Consider the following 16,999-nt stretch of genomic DNA (forward strand, 5'->3'; position numbering starts at 1 on the left):
CGTGGGGTGGGCCGGTTCGACACGGTGGAGTTCCCCAGGGACGGTGACGGCTGCCGGTGGGACTCCACCCCCAACGACCCCGTTACCCGCGTCCGTCTCCAGGGCGTCGGGCACGTCCGGGTGCACCAGCATCGTGCCGTGGTCGGCAAGGTCAAGACGGTCAGCGTCAAGCGTGAGGGCAAGCGCTGGCACGTGGTGCTGACCGCTGAGCTGGCCGAGCCCGAGCCGCTGCCCCCGACCGGCAGCGTGGTCGGCATCGACATGGGCATAGCCTCGTTCCTCACCACATCCAACGGTCAGCGCGTCGCCAACCCGCGCCACGCCCGTAAGGCAGCCGCGAAACTCGAAGCCGCACAACAAGCCCTCTCCCGGTGCAAGCGCGGTTCGAAGCGCCGCCGCAAGGCCGTGGCCAAGGTGGCCACCCTGCACCGCAAGGTCCGCCGTAAGCGCCTGGACCACGCGCACAAGACCGCTCTTGTCCTCGTACGCGAACACGACTTCATCGCGCACGAAGACCTCAAGATCCGCAACATGAGCGCCACCCCCGCACCCAAGCCCGACCCCGACCAGCCGGGCACGTTCCTGCCCAACGGGGCCGCCGCCAAGGCAGGGCTGAACCGTTCGATCGCTGATGCCGGATGGGGGGTGTTCCTGACGATCCTGAACGCCAAGGCTGAAAGCGCCGGACGTGAAGTGATGGCCGTGGAACCCCGCAACACCTCCCGGCGGTGCCCCGAATGCGGGCACACCGCCAAGGAGAACCGGCCCACTCAGGAGAAGTTCCACTGCCTCTCGTGCGGCCACAGCGCGCACGCGGACACGGTGGGCGCCCTGAACGTTCTACGGGCCGGGCTGGTCCGTCGCGACGCCAACCAGGCTTAGCGAGAAGCCCCCGGCTTTAGCTGGGGGAGGAGTCACCCAGTGAGAAGAGCTCGAAGCCGACCGCCTTGATGACGCGCTCCGCTGCCTCGTAGTGGTCGCCCGGGTCTTCCCAGCGGGCCCGCGTCACCCGGTAGAGCACCTTGGGCTCGTCGGGCAACGCGACGCCGAGGCGCGCTTCCGCGGCGGCGATCTCCGCCTCGGTGGCGCCGATGGCCCCGGGGATCCGCTTGCGCAGCGTCCGCTCCAGCAGCGCCAAATCCGCTGACGGGGCCGGCACCGCCCCGGGCACCGGATCGGGCAAGCGGCGCCAGGGCTCGGGGACGGCATCCTCGACCAGGACGAGCGAACCCGGGTGCGGACCGATGCCGGCCTCCACGGCGGGGCCGGGACCGAGCAGGTGGAGCGCGGTCCGCCCGCTCGGCGAGATCTCCGCGGCGAACGAGATGCCGTCGGCGGCGGCGTCCGCGAGCGCGCTCTGCACCCGCCCTACCGCATCGAACTCGTCCTGCATGTCCGCGACCTGGAGGGCTCGTCCGGGCCGCGGGAGCCGCGGCGGCACCGGCAGACTCCACGAGTGCGGGCCGATGCGTCCCGCCACGTAGCCGCCCGGGGGCGGCAAGGCTTTCCGCATTGGCGGCCCGCAGGAGCCGCAGCACGGGCTCCCAGGTCACGAAGTCACGTATCGAGGGCAACGGCTGGCCTCCGGTGTTCCGGTGATCGTAAGGGCGCGGCGAGGGCTCATCCCTCCAGGAATCCGACAGGCAGGAGGACGTGATTGGCCGTCGGCCCCGGCAACGGGGCCGACGTGGGTCAGGCCCGGTCCGTCAACTCCTCAGCGAACACCTGCGACAGAGGCTGCGGCCCCACATACTGCTGGCAGTTGCACTGGCCGGCCTCGTACCGCAGCGGCTTCTTGTTCTCGTCCCAGGCCGTCGGCACCTCGACTCGTTCACGGCACCGGCCCTGCTTGTCGTGCTTGGCGAGATGGTGCGTACATCCGCACACCGGCTCCGGCGGCTTGTGCGCCGCTTCGACGGCCAACCGCTCCTGTTTCCTGGCCTCCAGCAGCTCCATCTTGCGCTCATGCCGATTGCGGAGCGCCGTACGGACGTTGTCGGCCGCCCATGCGAAGCCGCCCGTCCAGAAGATGATGAGGACCCACCAGAACCAGTCCACCCGCCTCCCCTTCCCCCTGTACTGCCGTGGCTCAGAACAGGCCCGGTTCAACCCTCCCGGGGTCTCGCGAAGCAGCCGCGATGTGCCGGCCGGGCCCGTCACCCACCTGTCCGCACTGTCTGCACCAACGTACGCGTCGCATCGGGCCGGCACAGACCGATCCGACGACCCGAAACCAGATCCCCGCTCGCTGTCGAAGGAGCCAAGCCCCTCCCTTCAAGGAGAGGAGCAGTCAAAGGAGAGTTGCGCCGACTGCCGGCGCAGCCCGATCGCCGTCGCCAGGCCGGCCACTCCCGCCCGACCACGGCCGCAGCCCCGGTCATGCCGGTCCTTCCCGTCGCGGACGGCCGCCCGGTCGTACCCGCACGCCGGACTGTCCACGAAGTCATCCGCAACGAACAGCGGCATGGTGGTCTCCTGGCTGCCGTGTACGCCGTAGGCGGTGCTGTGCGAGCCGCCGCCTGCGCGACGAGGAGGAGGTCGCGGCCGGGATGACCGCCTGCGCCGGCAGCGCCGAGCCCGGGCGCGGCGCCCGGCCGCCGGACGGGGGAGGGGCCGGAGGGCCGGCCGGGGTGGCCCGTCGCGGATAAAGGCCGCGCACGCGGTGTGGATCTGTCGGGGGCGAGCGCCTGGCGTCCTGCCTGTACGCCGTCCGCGACCCGGTCTCGCACCGGATCGCCATCGCCATCGCCATCGCCGCCGCCGGCCACCCGCCGCCGGTCCTCCTGCATCTCGGCGGCCGCACGGAGGTGGTGCCCGTGCCGCCGGGAGCCCCGATCGGCGTCGGCGGGGTGGACGTCGTCGAGGCCGTCGAATCCGACGACGTGCCGGCCGGGGCCACGCTGCTGTTCTGCACCGGCGGGTCGGTGTAGTCGCAGCTGCGGGACCTCCGGAGCGGATCGAGCAGTTTCAGGGGCGGCTGACCGCGACCGCCGGCACACCGGCCCCGATCACTCACCGGCGCTTCAGGCGCTTCGGGCGCTTTTGCGGCCCGCGGGGGTCTCTCCCGGGCGGTGCCGGTGCGATGCCCCGGATCCCGGTTCCCCATGCGCACCGGGTGCTCCCGGGGCCGGGCGGAGGGCGCTCCCGTCCGTGAAAACAGTCACACTTTGATCACTTTTTGCCTGTTTTCCCGAATTATTTGGTGCGAATCCATGCACATCGGGCTGTTTCTGGCGGCCCCCGAGCGCCTGTCCGGCCGGTCGGCGCCCTAGGAGACACATGCGACGCGCACCCCGCATCACGGGCACGGGTACTTGGCGGATCGTTCTGCCGATCGCGGGCGGGGCCGCCCTGTTCTCGCTGGGCGGCCTGTACGCCGCAGGGCTGGCGGCCGCCGACATCCCCGAGGGCACCCGGGTGCGCGGGGTCGACATCGGCGGCATGAGCCGCACCGAGGCCCAGCAGGTCCTCGACCGTACGCTCGCTCCGGCCTTCGCGGCGCCGGTCGCGATGAAGATCGGGGACCGGACCGAGAAGGCCGATCCCGCCGCGCTCGGGCTGTCCCTCGACACGGCCGCGACCGCCGGCCGTGCCGCGCGCGAAGGATCCGGTCCGCTCACCGCGATCGGCCGCCTCTTCGCCCCCGACGGCCAGGACGTCCAGCCGGTGATCCGCATGGACGAGACCCGGACCCGGGCCGCGCTCGCCCGCATCGGCGCGGCCGCCGGGCAGCCGGTCCGCGACGGGGCGATCTCGTTCGAGAACGGCACAGCCAAGGCCCACGCCCCCAACGCCGGCATCGCCCTGCACACCGACCAGGCCGTGCACACCCTGCGCGAGGCCTACCCCCGCACCACCACCGGCGCCAGCCCCGTCGTGCTCCCGGTCAAGCGGACCCCGCCACGGATCGGTCAGGGAGAGGTGGAGCGGGCCATGAACGAATTCGCCCGGCCCGCCCTCTCCGGCCCCCTCACCCTCACCCTCGCCGGCACCCGCATATCCATCGGCCCCGCCACCCTCGGCAGTCATCTGACGATGAAGCCCGACAGCCAGGGCCGCCTTGCACCTGCCCTCGACACCAAGGGCCTGCTCGCCGACCCCGCCGTCGCCCGCCAGCTCGCCCACGTCGCACCGGTCCCCAGGGACGCCGAGCTCCGGCTCGACGAAAGCGGCCGCGTCGTGGTGGCCGGTCAGGACCGCACCGGGCACCGGATCACCGAGAAGGCACTCGGCGACGCGGTGCGGCCCCTGCTGACCCGCACCGGCGCCACGGCCCGCACCGGCCCGATCGCCACCACCGCCATCCAGCCGCAGCTCACCGGCCGGCGCATACAGCAGCTCGGCATCAGGGAGAAGGTCTCCTCCTTCACCGTCAACTTCCCGGCCGCCCCCTACCGCAGCACCAACGTCGGCCGCGCCGTCGAGCTCATCAACGGCTCCGTCGTCCTGCCCGGACAGGAGTGGAGCTTCAACAAGACCGTCGGCGAGCGCACCAAGGAGAACGGCTTCGTCGACGGCATCATGATCAACAACGGGCAGTACCAGAAGTCTCCCGGCGGCGGCGTCTCCGCCGTCGCCACCACCATGTTCAACGCCATGTTCTTCGCGGGCGTCAAACCCGTGGAGTACGGCGCCCACTCCTTCTACATCGAGCGCTATCCCGAAGGCCGCGAAGCCACCGTCGCCTGGGGCACCCTCGACCTGCGCTGGACCAACACCCTCGACCACGCCCTCTACATCCGGGCCGAATCGACCGACACCTCGGTGACCATCACCTTCCTCGGCACCAAGAAGTACGACGAGATACGCGCGACCAAGGGCCCGCGGACCAACGTCACGCAGCCGTCCACCCGCACCGGCAGCGGCCCCACCTGCGAGGTCCAGCCCCCGCTCGAAGGCTTCGACGTCGCGGTGGGCCGCATCTTCGTCCAGGACGGCAAGGAAGTCGGGCGCGAGAACTACACCACCCACTACACCCCCCGCGACAAAGTCACCTGCACCCCGCAGGAGACCGCCCCCGCAGCGGCGTCGGCCCCCGCATCGCCGCCAGCATCGGCATCCGCATCGGCCCCGGCCGCGGCGTCGGACCGGCCGGACGCCGCGCCCGCGCCGGCCCCGAGCAACAGCCCCGGCCCGAGCTGACCCGCACGCCGCGCCCGCGCGCGGCCCGCTCCCCCCGAGGGGTGCCGTGCCCGCCCGCGCCGCTCGCCTCCCCGGCGCCACGCCGGAGACGAGCGCGCCGTCGGGCGTTCGGCCGGAAATCCGGGGAGGATGAGCAGAACCCACCGATATTGCTCGATATGAGGCACTTTTGGGGAGGCGCCGTGGACACCTGGGCGACATGGACCACCCAGGGAATCATCGCCGGCTCGGGCGGCGTGATGACCACCGAGGGAGGGCCGATCACGGGAGACCTGACGGTGCACACCGCCTGGATCGACGGCCTGGCCCAGGTGACCGTGCAGCACACCGGCGCAACCGAGTGGTACGCCATGCAGGGCAGCCCCGTACCCGCGGCCGACGAGGCCACCGGCAGGGCCGTGCACCAGGCGGCCGTGGAGGCGGTCAAGGCGGGAGGCGGCACCATCCTCACATTCCCCGTCTGAGCGTCTCTGATCAGCTAACCGATCCCATGCAAGACGTCGGCGACGAGGCGTTCGACAACGTCACTTTCAGCGGCCCCTGCTTCCCGCTCAGCTGCCTAGGCCGCTTCCGGGAAACCCATCGGGCTGTGCAGGGGCATGCGCGGCCCGCTCGTACAGAGCACGCGCCATGTGCGGCCCAGCGGGCTGTGCCAGCAGCGTCCCCATCGCGCTGCGCACCTCCGCCTCCCATTCGGTGTGGCCCAGGTCCCGGTACTGCGTAAGTGCTTCTTCCAAAGCCGCGACTGCCCCGGCGCGGTCACCGATCCGGTACCGCAGCCGGCCCACGTCATACAGGGCATTGCACTCGACAATGCCCGAACCAAGCTTGCGGTAGAGCTTCACCGCGCGTTCCAGGAGTGCGACTGCCGTCGGGTACTCGTCGGTCAGGTGGTGCAAAATGCCCAGGTCGTATGCGGCATTGGCCTCACCAAGAGTGAAACCGAGGTCACGGTACAGCTCCACCGCGCGTTCCAGGAGCTCGATTGCTGCTGGAGAATCGCCTGTCCGGTACCGCACGTGGCTCAGGTCGAAGAGTGTATTGGCCTCGATGAGACGGAAGCCGAAGGCACGGGAGAGTTCCAGAGCCTGCTGGAAGAGCGTGCTCGCTGCGGCATGGTTCCCTTTCTGGTACTCGGCTGCCCCCAGGCCGTGGAAGGCCCTGGCCTCGCCGCGGTGGTCGCCGACGAGGTGATAGATCTCCAGTGCCTCGCTCATCAGATCTGCCAGCGCGCGATGGTCTCCGGTCTGGAAACGCAGGCGGCCGAGCTCTTGGAGCGTGTCGGCCTCTCCTTGACGGTCGCTGCAGTTGCGGTAGATCACCAGTGCTTGTTCCTGCAGTTGCTGCGCCACTTCATGATCGCGCGTCAGGCGCCGCACCGTGCCCAGCTCGCTGAGGGCGCCGGCCTCGCCCAGGGGAGAGCGGGTGCGGTAGAGCGTGAGAGCCCGTTCCAACGCCTCGGTGGCTGAGCGGTAGTCGCCGGTCAGGTGCTGGGCAACGGCAAAGTCGAAGAGGGAGTTCGCCTCGCCGAGCAGGTCGGCATTGTGGTGGGCGGCGACAGCGGCATTGCGGTGGAGGACGGCAGCCTCGGGCCAGGGTCCTTCCTGATGGAGGAAGGCGGCCATGGCACCCGTGAGTTGGACCACATGTGAATGCCGGTTGCTGACACCGGCGTGATGGATACAGGCGATGAGGTTGGAGCGCTCGGTCCGCATCCAGGCCAGGGCGTCGTCCCGGGTAGCCAGTGCCGGTGCTGCAGGCGGGCGTGTGCTCAGGGCAGGGGCCCCGGGGCGAGGCCGGCGGCCGAGGTGGCGGTTGGCGGATTCGGCAGCTTGGCAGAAGTGGGTCAGGAGTCGGTCGGTGGCGCTTTGGCAGTCTTCGGCATGATCCTGCGCCGCGAGGTTGCGTGCGTATTCACGGACGAGGTCGTGCATGCGGTAGCGGCCGGGTGCGGGCTCGTCGAGTAGCCGGTAGGTGTACAGAGCGCTCAGCTGCCGGCGGGCTGAGCCGAGAAGGATGTTGTCGAGGGCGGCTGCGGCGTAGGCGTCGATGTCAGATCCGGGATGCAGGCCAATGCGGCGGAAGAGATGCTTCTGATCGGCGGTCAGGTCCCGGTAGGAGAGGGCGAACGCTGTGGCTACGGGTAATTCCTCCGCTTCGAATGCTTCGAGCCGGTCCTGGGCCTCGGCGAATTCCGCGAATTCGGCTGCGAACTGGGAGATGCTGCACTTCTGGCGGTGCGCCAGGCGTGCAGCAAGCAGCGTGATGGCCAGGGGCAGGTAGCCGCAGTGGCTGACGATGTCGCCGACCGCGTCGGCCTCAGATGCGGTGGGGGAGCGGCGGGAAAGACGAACGAACAGCTGGGCCGCCTGCTCGGGCGGCAGGATCCCAAGGGGCAGCAACGTGGCGCCCGGGAGGGCGAGCAGGCGGCGACTGGTGATGAGTACCCGCGCATCCTTGGACGCCGGCAGCAGGGGCTCGATCTGACTTCTGCTGGCCGCGTCGTCCAGTATCAGCAGGACTTTCCTGTCCGCCAGGCGGTCGCGCCACATGGCAGCCCGGGCATCCAGGCTGACGGGGATGAGCTGCGGGGGAATCCCGCTGTTCGTGAGGAGGTCGGCGAGGATCTCGGACGGGTCGACCGGTTGCCGGCCCGGCGTGTGAGCGTGCAGCCGGACGAACACCTGCCCGTCGGGAAAGTGGTGCTCCAGCAGGTGGGCGGCCCTGGTCACGAGGGCGGTCTTGCCTACCCCGGCCATGCCGTCGACTGCGTAGACGGCCAGGACCCGGGCTCGGACATCGACTTCGATGAGCTGAGCCAGCTCCGCGCTACGGCCGGTGAACTCAGCTACGTCTGGGGGCAGAGCCCTGACGGCAGCAGGCGGTTTCGGCGAAGGATGCGGGGCGTGGTAGTGGATGTCCCCGGCGGCCAGATACATCTGGGAGCCATCGTGGGCGTGCCCCTCCATGTGGACCCGTGGAGGGCCGGACTCCTCCGGCCGAATGCTCACGACCCTGTGATGTGTTGATCACGCGCGGCCATGAAAACCCGGGCATTGTCGTGAGCCTCTGCCTTCAACAGCACTGACCGGGCCCGGCTCTGCTCATCGGGCGGCAGGGCGGGGACGAGATGCTCTTCCAGCAGCCGCTGCAGTTCGGCGACCAAGCCGGGGCATTCGCCCAGGAGTTGCTGCAGACGCAGGTGCCACACGCCGGCCAGGGCCCGTACGGTGTCCTCATCAGCGCGGTCAACAGCGGCCACGACCTGCGTACGGACCGATTCCAGTTCGCTTCCTACGGCGTCGGCCTGATCAGGACGAACCCGCCGCCACAGCGCCACCATCGCGGTGCGAGCCTGCAGCCACCCGTCGGTGGCCATTGCACCGATCAGAGCCGTACCTGCCGCTAAAACGATCGGGTCCATCGCCCCACCCCCTACAGCGAGCTTGTGGGAACAACTGTAGGTGTGCGGGGGCCGGCGTGGAACTGCTCGGTACACCGATCCGGTGACCGGCACACCACGAGTCTCCCTCATGCCCTCCGACACACTGCGTCGGAACGGACAGAGGTCAAAACTCAAGATCAGTGCCTGTTCTTTTCCGAACCTCCCGACGCTCCTGATGGGCCGCACTGGCAGGATGCCGGGGACGGGGCCGAGCTGGGGATGGGCATGCAGAACTGGGATTTTCACGAGTGGCAGGTAGCGCTTGGCGTTCTCGATCCTCAGGCAGCGGCCTTGGTGGGCCTGGCAGCAGCTGAGCGCATCTCTGGATGCCTGGACGATGAGCGATTCCGGCGCCATGGCAGTTCGGGATCCGAAGCGGTCAAGGATCTGCTCCAGGGGTGCTGGGCCAACGCCCCCGCCGGGGACGGATCGTCATCGACTCGGCTGCGGGAACGTGCCGATCAATTGGCAGACTGGTCCGGCGAGTACTTGAGGCTGTCGCTGACTGATCTGTTCCACTCGTACAAGCCGCTCGCACAGGACAGTGCCGGCGAAGACGACGAGCATCCTGATGGCGGAGCCGCTGACCTGGACGAATTCCTGGAGGAGGCGGAGCCCCAGGGTGCAGTGATGATGCACCTCGACGCCATGACGGCGGTGTCGGAGGCAGCCGGTGCCTGCACTGGTGGGCCCTGGGACGGGGCCCTTCGTTGCCTGCAGACAGCTGCGATCGCTGCGAGTCAGCACGATCCTCAGCTTCCGGGGCCGGGCGTCGAGTTGCAGCGGCAGCGCGAGGACCTTGCGCTGGTCAGGGCGGCAGGGTGCGCCGAGCTGGGCCGTATGGCTGCTGATCTGCGGGTTCGTGCCCAAGCGGATGCTGTGGGTTGGAAGCAGGTCACCGAGCAGCTCGATCTCCTGCACGAGTGAACCTCAAGCCCGCGCCTCGCGTTCCGGCGACAAGGGCTCCTGCATCCTCTTCATTCCTGTCGACGAAGGGGAGCTCTGAACTCGCAACGTCGCAGGACAGGCTGTCGCCCAGCACGACAGCTACGTCACCACCCGCACCCTCAGCCTCGGTTCCGAGGCGCTGGCCGCCTGGCTGATGCTGACGGCGGGTGTGTCCAGTGACATTGTCTCCGGCCAGATGACTCCGGAGGCGGCCATGTTGGCGCGCACAGTCACCCAGCAGCCGAAGCACCTGCAACAGGCCTGGTACGAGACCAACCTCGGCGCCATCCAGTCGTGCACGACCAAGCCCGCGCTCAGCGTCAGGGGGGCCCGGTGATCTGGTGGCTGCGCGCCCGCGGCGCGGTCGGCCTTCTCGCCACCGTCTGCCTCACCATGCTTGGTGGACTCCTCGCCGGCGAAGCGGAACTACCCATCCCGGTGCTCACCGGACAGTCAGGCACCTTCCTCGTAGGGCACCTGCTCACCGTCCTGCCCGCCGTCATGCTCATGTATGGCATGGGACGCACCGACACCGGGATCGAAAGCGTCGCCTGCCGCACCATGCCCGGATGGGACGCGACACTGGGACTGGCCACAGCTGCGGCAGGCGCAACCGCCGCTGGGCTCCTGCACCTCATCTCAGCAAACGACATCACGTTCGTCCTCGGGCGCAACCTCACCGGCTACATCGGATGCGCCCTGCTGCTGACGGCATTCCTCGGTCCCCGCATCGCCGCGGTCCTGACCACCGCACTTCCCCTGCTCTGCGCGGCCACGGGCTGGCAACGCGGTGGCCAGCCCGAAAGATGGGCATGGATCTTGCAGCCGGCTCAATCCTCAGCCGCGGCAGCAACAGCTGTCGGGTTGCTAATCGTGGGCGCAGCGTTCGCCTCCGCACAGAAACACGGTGCCCTGGCACGACTGCGCCGACGATTCTGGAGCTCCTGATGGGCTCCGCAAAGGCCAGTCGGTCAGGGCCTTCCGCGCCTGAGACGAGAGGGTTAGGGGAACAGCTTCAGAGCATGGTCGAGTGACCAGGCCTGCCAGCTCATGGCGAAGATGGCTACGAGCGAGATCAGCGCCATCATGAGGTTCTGCCCCTGCTCAGCCCAGTCGTGGATCATCGGCACGAGATAGATCAGGTTGAGCAGGAGTCCACCCGCCAGGGCGATCGGGGTCAACAGGCCCACTATGAGTCCGAGGCCCAGGTCACGGAGCCCGCAGCTTGACACGTTGAGCGCCTGAGGTGTCTTTCTCGGCCTCGCCGCAGCCATCTGCTGCTACAAGCGGTACGTCCGCCTCACCACGTAGGACACCGTCTTATCTGCACCAACGCTGGCGTGAGGGCTGTCATGACATTCCCCAGCTCCACCGTGAACTGCGCGAGCGCGGCTTCACCGGCGACATCCAGTGCGTCCGCCGCTACTTCCGCCCCTTCAAGAAGCCGCACAGTCCCAAGCCACGGAACCCGCCCGCACCTCCGCCCGAGCTGCGACCGACCCCGAAGCCGCGGCGTGTCGTCCGCTGGATCATGACCCACCCGAACCGCTTGGCCGAGGCCGACGCGGCCGAGCTCAAGCAGATCCGCACCGCCTGTCCGCACCTCGACGCCGCCGCACGGCATGTCCGAGACTTCGCCCAGATGATGCACGACCTGCACGGCGACGAACTGTCCGCCTGGATGGACCGGGTCCTCGCCGACGAGCTGCCCGCCCTGCACTCCCTGGTCAACGGCCTCAGGCGGGACCTGGACGCGGTGGCGACTGTCGTGAAGCGAGCCATGTTTCTGGCGGCCGTGCTGATAGGGGCCTGTGCCGCCTGCACCGATTCCGGCGGGGAGGCACCTTCCATAGAGGGGGCCGCACTCGTCGGCAGTTGGACGAATGAGGCCGGAGCCCGTCTCACCCTGGACACCGACCGGCAGATGACCGGGACAAAGCTGCACGAGGCCATTCTGGGAGGCACCTCCTGCCCCGACTCCATCGCAGGGCAGTGGGCCTTCTTCAGCCCTCCAGACGACAGGGGCACAAGCCATGCTGACCATGCCTTCACCCGCGGTGACGCCGTCGCCCTCAGATTCGACGACCAAGAGAAGACCTGCCTGCTGTCGGCTCAGGTACACCGGGACGAACAGGGCTTCAATCTCTGCCTGATGGAAGATCCGGATTCCGAGTGCTCAGCCCAGGAGCTCCTCCGGCCCACCGCAACAGGCCGCCAGCAAACCAAGGCCAGCCCGCCCCGCGGCACACTCGCATCACAAGATCCTCGACAGAGCCGAAAAACTTGAACGTCGACAACTGCAGCGACTGCTGCCCCCTGCGCCTACGACATCGCCGATCGCCTCACCAGGTGCGGATCAATCCACACACATCCTGACTGTCTCACAAGGAGTGTGTCAGCAGGGAGCGTGCCCGGCTTCGCCGCCGTTTACGGCGATCTCGGTCCAGATTGTCTTGCCGGGCGGTGAATAGCGAGTCCCCCAGCGCTGTGTCAACTGCGCCACCAAGAGCAGGCCCCGGCCTCCCTCGTCTTCCGTCTTCGCCTGCCGCAGATGAGGGGAGCTGAGGCCGCCGTCCGAGACTTCGACGATGAGGTTGCCCATCCGGATGAGTCGCAGCCGGACCGGGGCGCCGCCATACCGAATCGCATTGGTGACCAGTTCGCTGACGACGAGCTCGACGACGAAGCAGATCTCCTCGTCAACACCCCACTTCGCCAACTGGTCGCACGCCAGCGACCGGGCCCGGGCGACCTCCGCGGCTTCAGGGGGAATGCCCCATGTCGCCACCAGGTCCTCGGCCAGGGCATCGACACGGACCAACAACAGGGCCGCGTCGTCCTCGGGCGGCTGGGGCAACAGCGTGCGGATGACGGCGTCGCAGGTCTCGTCCAGCGGGCCATGCACGGGCCGTGAGAGCGCGTCGCAGAGAGCGCGGATTCCGACGCCGATATCGTCTTTGCGGTTCTCGACGAGCCCGTCGGTGAACAAGGCGAGCATGCTGCCCTTGGGCAATTCGATGTCGGCGCTTTCGAAGGGCAGACCGCCCAGACCCAGCGGTGGTCCCGCGGGAAGATCCACCAGTCTGGCATTCCCGTCGGCAGTGGCGAGCACCGGAGGGACGTGGCCTGCACGAGCCATGACGCAGTGCCGCGAGATCGGATCGTAGATTGCGTACAGGCAGGTCACGCCCAGCGCTTGGTCTTCATCCTCGTGGTTGGTCGGCTGTGGGATATCGACGCGAGCTACGAGGTTGTCCAGGCGGGCAAGCAACTCCTCCGGAGCGAGATCGAGTGCCGCCAGTGCGGCGACTGTTGTGCGAAGGCGCCCCATGGTTGCGGCCGCCCGCATGCCGTGCCCCACGACGTCTCCGACCACCAGTCCCATGCGTGTTCCCGAGAGTGGGATCAGGTCGTACCAGTCCCCTCCGACGCCGACTGGGCCCGCTGCGGGCAGGTACCCGTATGCGACCTCGATGCCAGGAGGCTGGGGCAGGGCGCGAGGAAGCAGGTCACGCTGCAACATCAACGCAGTTGCGTGCTCGAGGGTGTACCGACGGGCGTTGTCCACGCAGACCGCGGTTCGCGACACCAGTTCCTCGGCGAGCGCGATCTCCCCTGTGTCGAACGGGTCGCGTGATGGATGCCGCGCAAAGGTGGCAACTCCCAGGACGGGGCCACGGGCCCGCATCGGGACGACGAGCGTACCGGTGGCCGGATGGACGACCGGCACGCCATCGGTCAGGCAGTGCCTTTGCCTGGCGGCGAGGGCGGCGGCCCCGTCGCTGTTGCTGACGGTGGCCGTGTGCGGCCGGCGTGCTACCCGGTGCAGTGCAGGGGAGGCTCCGTTACCGCGGACCGACTCGGGTTCGTACCCGCCGAGTACCGGTTCCAGCAGGTGCACGGTGGCTGTGTCTGCGAATTCGGGCACCATGAGTTCCGCCAGGTCATCCGCCGTGCGTTGGATGTCCAGGGTCGTGCCGATGCTGCCGCTGGCCCGGCTCAGCAGGGCCAGGCGCTGCTGAGCCACGAAACGGTCGGTGACGTTCACGCTGGTCTCGCATACCCCGAGGGGTTCACCGCTGGTGTCCTGCAACTGGAAGAACGAACAGGACCACACTGCCTTGCGCGGGGGGACCAGGCGCGTCTGGGCCTCATAGCGAAGATCGATGACCGGTTCCCCGGTCCGCGCGACCTGTTTGACGATCTCCTCTATCGCCGTCGGCTTCCGGTCGTCTTCGCTGAAAAGTCTGCCTTCTTGAGCGATGTCGCTCACGTAATGGCCGGTGCACTCAGCCACCGTCATTCCGTACTGCCGCTCTACGGCGCTGTTGAACCAGCGGATCCTGGCATCGGTGTCGAAGACGGTCAGGAGGAGAGGCGACTGGCTGTGAATGCCGCGGACCATGGCCTGCTCCACGGACTGTCGGTGCAAGAGCTCCACGTCGGTCGTCGTGACCAGCCACGCTGCCCCGGCCACACGGTGGGAGAGCGGGCAGGCGCTCATCGCCAGGGACAATTGCTGCCCGCTGCGGTGGCGCACCGAGCGAATCATGGGCGTCTGGGACAGGTCACCGGCGGTGAATGGGGCGGCGGCCGTCGGGCCGGGGGCCAGGAACAGCTCGGCGGGCTGGCCCAGGACCTCAGCAGCGGGGTAGCCGAACAATGCCTCGGCTTCCAGACTCCAGCCGATGCACCGCATATCAGCGTCGAGAACGACGGCTGCGCTGTCAGCCGATACCGATGGGATTGAACTGAAGCGACTCATCGTCGTTCCGGTATCAGTGATGCACGACCCCCACTTCGCCCAATGTACCGCCGGTCCGTGGGCGTCCGCAGGACGGTGGGAGGGGGTTGGCAGCCGGGTGGCGACTTACGGAGCGTAGGGCGTCGTCACGGCCGGACATGGTTCGGGGCCGCTGATCGGCAGCAGTGACAACCGCGCCGGCCAGGCTGGGGGACGCCGTTGCGAGTGTCCGCCGTGTACGACGTGAACGGGATGCGCCTGCCCGCGGGTGAGGCCGTGGCGCGGTGCTGTGCGGTTGCGCACCAGCGACCGGGCGTGGCCAACTTCGGGGCCGCCCCGCGGGAGAAGCTGATCAGTGCATGTCGCCCGGTCTCATGGTGCAGGCGGCGCTGGCACGGCATGCACCAGTCGAAGTCCGGCTCCGGCAGCAGGTGGTCCTGCCTGGGCCGGCCCGCCGGTCGCCGCCAACTGCTCCGGCTCGTACGGTGATGACTCGACCGGAGACGGCAGTTCATCCGGGACGAGCCACAGAAGTAACTGCCGCGTCCCGCGCAGAATCCAGCGATGAGACATGGCGGCAGCCGCCGAGGAGCACCCTGTGTCAGTGCCTCTCGTGGAGCTGCTCCTCGGCGGTTTTTGGCTGTGAGTCGGCGGGCAGTCTCGACGACTGCCGAGCGGTGCTCGGCCGGACGCTCTGGCGACAAGGACTGGTCTTCCTCTGCGCTGGCGCCTTCGTTGGCCCAGAACCATGCCTGGGCCACAGCGAGAACCGTGGTCAGGAGGTCGGCGGGCGCCATCTCCCACCACGGTGTCTGGGGGCTGCTGGGGCCCAAGGGCGCCCCGGAGATCTGGAGACTCTCCAGCTGATGGCGTCGCTGCTTATGATCCGGAACGGAGCCCTTGATACAGGAGGTCGAGCACCCGACCTACCTGTTCGCGATCCTCGAGTACGCCCGCGACCATGGCGGTGCCGCTGAGTGATACCACGACGTCATCCGGGTCGACCTCAGGGCGTGTGACTCCTGCTGCGGCAGTCGCCGCAAGCAGCGTGCCGACCGCGTCATCGAGTCGCTCGCGGCTTTGCGCGAACGGGTCCCCGCCTGCGGCTACCACGGCCCGGATTGCATCTGTCAGACCCATCTTGGTGGCCATGTAGTCGACGAATCGATCCATCCAGATACGCAGGGCATCGTGGGGCGGCATCTGGTCGAGCAGCTCTTCGGCTGCAGCACACACGGCGTCCAATTCCGAACGGTATGCCGCCTCGATGAGGTCTTCGCGTGCCGGGAAGTGGCGGTAGACGGTGCCGACACCGACACCGGCTTCTTTGGCGATCTCAGTGAAAGGGACATCCGGGCCCCGCTCTACGAACAGGCGCAGCGCCGCCTCAAGGAGCCGCGCGCGATTGCGTTGCCCATCCGAGCGCGGCCTGCGCTGCGTTGTCCCGGTCACAGCCACCCCCAAGAAGCGGAATCCATTCCACTTACATCATACATAGAGGTCACGGGGGACCACTCAGGGAGGAGCCTGGACAGCACTCTCCGCGACACAGATAGATCCACTCGGAGCGCGACCCCCTCGAGCCCACGATCGCCGCGGCGGGTGGCCCTCCTCGCTGAGCCCCCTTGCAACCGGAATGCATTCCGGATACTGTTCCCATTACCGGAACGGATTCCGGATAACGAGAGTCTCCCCCTACCGCGGCAACGGCCAGGAATCGATGGGGAGCGCCGATATGAACGGAGCCCGCACATGAACACGCACGAGCGCCTCACTACGCCCTTCGGCTTCCACAGCACGGCGAGCGAGGTCATCGATGGCGTCGACCTGACCGGCAAGCGAGCCATCGTCACCGGCGCCACCTCCGGCATCGGCGTGGAGACGGCGCGTGCCCTGGCCAGTGCCGGTGCGGATGTCACTCTCGCCGTCCGCAACGTCGAGGCCGGCCGCCGCGTCGCCGAGGAGATCACGGCCGCCACCGGCAACCCCAAGGTGGCGGCGGCGCCGCTTCAGCTGGCGGACCGGGCCTCGGTCGCGTCCTTCACCGACGCCTGGCAGGGCCCGCTGCACATCCTGGTCAACAACGCCGGGATCATGGCGCTGCCCGAGCTGCACCGCACGCCCGAGGGCTGGGAGCTGCAGTTCGCCACCAACTACCTCGGTCACTTCAACCTGGCCCTCGGGCTCCACGACGCGCTCGCGGCCGCCGGCGGTGCGCGCATCGTCTCCCTCACCTCCATCGGCCACCTCTTCTCCCCGGTCGTCTTCGAGGACATCAACTTCGAGCGCCGCCCCTATGAGGAGTGGGCCGCCTACGGCCAGTCCAAGACCGCCAACTCGCTGCTGGCGGTGGGGGCGGGCAAGCGCTGGGCCGACGACGGCATCACCGCCAACGCCGTCATGCCCGGTGGCATCCGCACCGGCCTCCAGCGCCACCAGGAGGGCAACATGACGCCGGAGATCGAGGCGGCCTTCGCCGACTTCAACTGGAAGACTGTCGAGGAGGGCGCCGCCACCTCGGTGCTGGTGGCCGCGTCCCCGCTGCTCGAGGGCGTCACCGGCCGCTACTTCGAGGACTGCAACGAGGCCGTGGTCCACGCCGAGCTCCCCCCCACCGCCACCACCGGGGTGCTCCCTCACGCGCTCGACGAGGGCAGCGCCGAGCAGCTGTGGGACCTCGGGACCAAGATGCTCCAGGCGTAACACACACCACCCCGAAG

At 68.6% G+C, this 16,999-nt stretch carries 15 protein-coding genes and 2 pseudogenes; 9 read left to right on the forward strand and 8 right to left on the reverse strand.

The window, feature by feature from the left end; genetic code table 11:
* Positions 1 to 882 (forward strand): RNA-guided endonuclease InsQ/TnpB family protein (locus ACWCXB_RS32310; protein WP_450727336.1); only part of this gene is annotated, 882 nt, incomplete at its 5' end.
* Between the two features lie 16 nt (positions 883 to 898).
* Here the strand turns inward: ACWCXB_RS32310 and ACWCXB_RS32315 are convergent.
* The 3 genes from ACWCXB_RS32315 to ACWCXB_RS32325 all read right to left on the reverse strand — a co-directional run bounded on the left by ACWCXB_RS32315 (position 899) and on the right by ACWCXB_RS32325 (position 2,466).
* Positions 899 to 1,393 (reverse strand): hypothetical protein, encoded by a 495-nt coding sequence (locus ACWCXB_RS32315; protein WP_450727337.1) that lies wholly within the window; start codon positions 1,391 to 1,393, stop codon positions 899 to 901.
* A 299-nt stretch (positions 1,394 to 1,692) separates the two neighbouring features.
* Positions 1,693 to 2,058: a hypothetical protein gene (locus ACWCXB_RS32320; RefSeq protein WP_450727338.1), complete on the reverse strand. Its 366-nt coding sequence runs from the start codon at positions 2,056 to 2,058 to the stop codon at positions 1,693 to 1,695.
* Between the two features lie 216 nt (positions 2,059 to 2,274).
* On the reverse strand, positions 2,275 to 2,466 hold the full coding sequence (locus tag ACWCXB_RS32325) for a hypothetical protein (RefSeq protein ID WP_450727339.1): 192 nt from the start codon (positions 2,464 to 2,466) through the stop codon (positions 2,275 to 2,277).
* 206 nt (positions 2,467 to 2,672) lie between these two features.
* On the opposite strand from ACWCXB_RS32325, the pseudogene ACWCXB_RS32330 reads away from it, so the two are divergent.
* From ACWCXB_RS32330 to ACWCXB_RS32340, 3 genes and pseudogenes are all read left to right on the forward strand, one after another.
* A pseudogene (locus tag ACWCXB_RS32330) lies at positions 2,673 to 3,033 on the forward strand (SpoIIE family protein phosphatase); the annotation flags it as partial.
* A gap of 246 nt (positions 3,034 to 3,279) precedes the next feature.
* Positions 3,280 to 5,142: a VanW family protein gene (locus ACWCXB_RS32335; protein ID WP_450727340.1), complete on the forward strand. Its 1,863-nt coding sequence runs from the start codon at positions 3,280 to 3,282 to the stop codon at positions 5,140 to 5,142.
* Positions 5,143 to 5,324: 182 nt separating this feature from the next.
* Positions 5,325 to 5,606: a hypothetical protein gene (locus ACWCXB_RS32340; RefSeq protein WP_450727341.1), complete on the forward strand. Its 282-nt coding sequence runs from the start codon at positions 5,325 to 5,327 to the stop codon at positions 5,604 to 5,606.
* Positions 5,607 to 5,693: 87 nt separating this feature from the next.
* Here the strand turns inward: ACWCXB_RS32340 and ACWCXB_RS32345 are convergent, their stop codons facing one another.
* A complete protein-coding gene (locus tag ACWCXB_RS32345) occupies positions 5,694 to 8,081 on the reverse strand; it encodes an ATP-binding protein (protein ID WP_450727342.1) in 2,388 nt (795 codons plus the stop codon).
* Positions 8,082 to 8,149: 68 nt separating this feature from the next.
* The gene (locus tag ACWCXB_RS32350) at positions 8,150 to 8,566 is read right to left on the reverse strand and encodes a hypothetical protein (RefSeq protein WP_450727343.1); all 417 of its coding nucleotides are present in this window, start codon (positions 8,564 to 8,566) and stop codon (positions 8,150 to 8,152) included.
* Positions 8,567 to 8,806: 240 nt separating this feature from the next.
* Between ACWCXB_RS32350 and ACWCXB_RS32355 the strand changes: the two genes are divergently transcribed.
* The 3 genes from ACWCXB_RS32355 to ACWCXB_RS32365 all read left to right on the forward strand — a co-directional run bounded on the left by ACWCXB_RS32355 (position 8,807) and on the right by ACWCXB_RS32365 (position 10,483).
* Complete coding sequence (locus ACWCXB_RS32355; RefSeq protein WP_450727344.1) at positions 8,807 to 9,514, forward strand: hypothetical protein; 708 nt, start codon at positions 8,807 to 8,809, stop codon at positions 9,512 to 9,514.
* 160 nt (positions 9,515 to 9,674) lie between these two features.
* Complete coding sequence (locus ACWCXB_RS32360) at positions 9,675 to 9,872, forward strand: DUF7224 domain-containing protein (protein ID WP_450727418.1); 198 nt, start codon at positions 9,675 to 9,677, stop codon at positions 9,870 to 9,872.
* A complete protein-coding gene (locus ACWCXB_RS32365) occupies positions 9,869 to 10,483 on the forward strand; it encodes a hypothetical protein (protein WP_450727345.1) in 615 nt (204 codons plus the stop codon). Before ACWCXB_RS32360 ends, ACWCXB_RS32365 begins: the two co-directional genes overlap by 4 nt.
* Before the next feature lie 53 nt (positions 10,484 to 10,536).
* On the opposite strand, the pseudogene ACWCXB_RS32370 reads toward ACWCXB_RS32365, so the two are convergent.
* A pseudogene (locus tag ACWCXB_RS32370) lies at positions 10,537 to 10,743 on the reverse strand (DoxX family protein); the annotation flags it as partial.
* A 323-nt stretch (positions 10,744 to 11,066) separates the two neighbouring features.
* Here ACWCXB_RS32370 and ACWCXB_RS32375 point away from each other — a divergent pair.
* The gene (locus ACWCXB_RS32375) at positions 11,067 to 11,822 is read left to right on the forward strand and encodes a hypothetical protein (RefSeq protein ID WP_450727346.1); all 756 of its coding nucleotides are present in this window, start codon (positions 11,067 to 11,069) and stop codon (positions 11,820 to 11,822) included.
* Positions 11,823 to 11,930: 108 nt separating this feature from the next.
* On the opposite strand, the gene ACWCXB_RS32380 is transcribed toward ACWCXB_RS32375, so the two are convergent.
* Both ACWCXB_RS32380 and ACWCXB_RS32385 read right to left on the reverse strand, forming a co-directional pair.
* Positions 11,931 to 14,300, reverse strand: coding sequence for a SpoIIE family protein phosphatase (locus tag ACWCXB_RS32380; protein WP_450727347.1), 2,370 nt, complete (start codon positions 14,298 to 14,300; stop codon positions 11,931 to 11,933).
* 858 nt (positions 14,301 to 15,158) lie between these two features.
* Positions 15,159 to 15,731 carry a TetR/AcrR family transcriptional regulator gene (locus ACWCXB_RS32385; RefSeq protein WP_450727348.1) on the reverse strand — a complete coding sequence of 191 codons (573 nt, stop codon included), beginning with the start codon at positions 15,729 to 15,731 and terminating at the stop codon, positions 15,159 to 15,161.
* Positions 15,732 to 16,031: 300 nt separating this feature from the next.
* Here ACWCXB_RS32385 and ACWCXB_RS32390 point away from each other — a divergent pair, with 300 nt between their 5' ends.
* A complete protein-coding gene (locus ACWCXB_RS32390) occupies positions 16,032 to 16,982 on the forward strand; it encodes an SDR family NAD(P)-dependent oxidoreductase (protein ID WP_450727349.1) in 951 nt (316 codons plus the stop codon).
* Positions 16,983 to 16,999: the final 17 nt, after the last annotated feature.

The organism is Streptomyces sp. NPDC001514 (assembly GCF_053597075.1).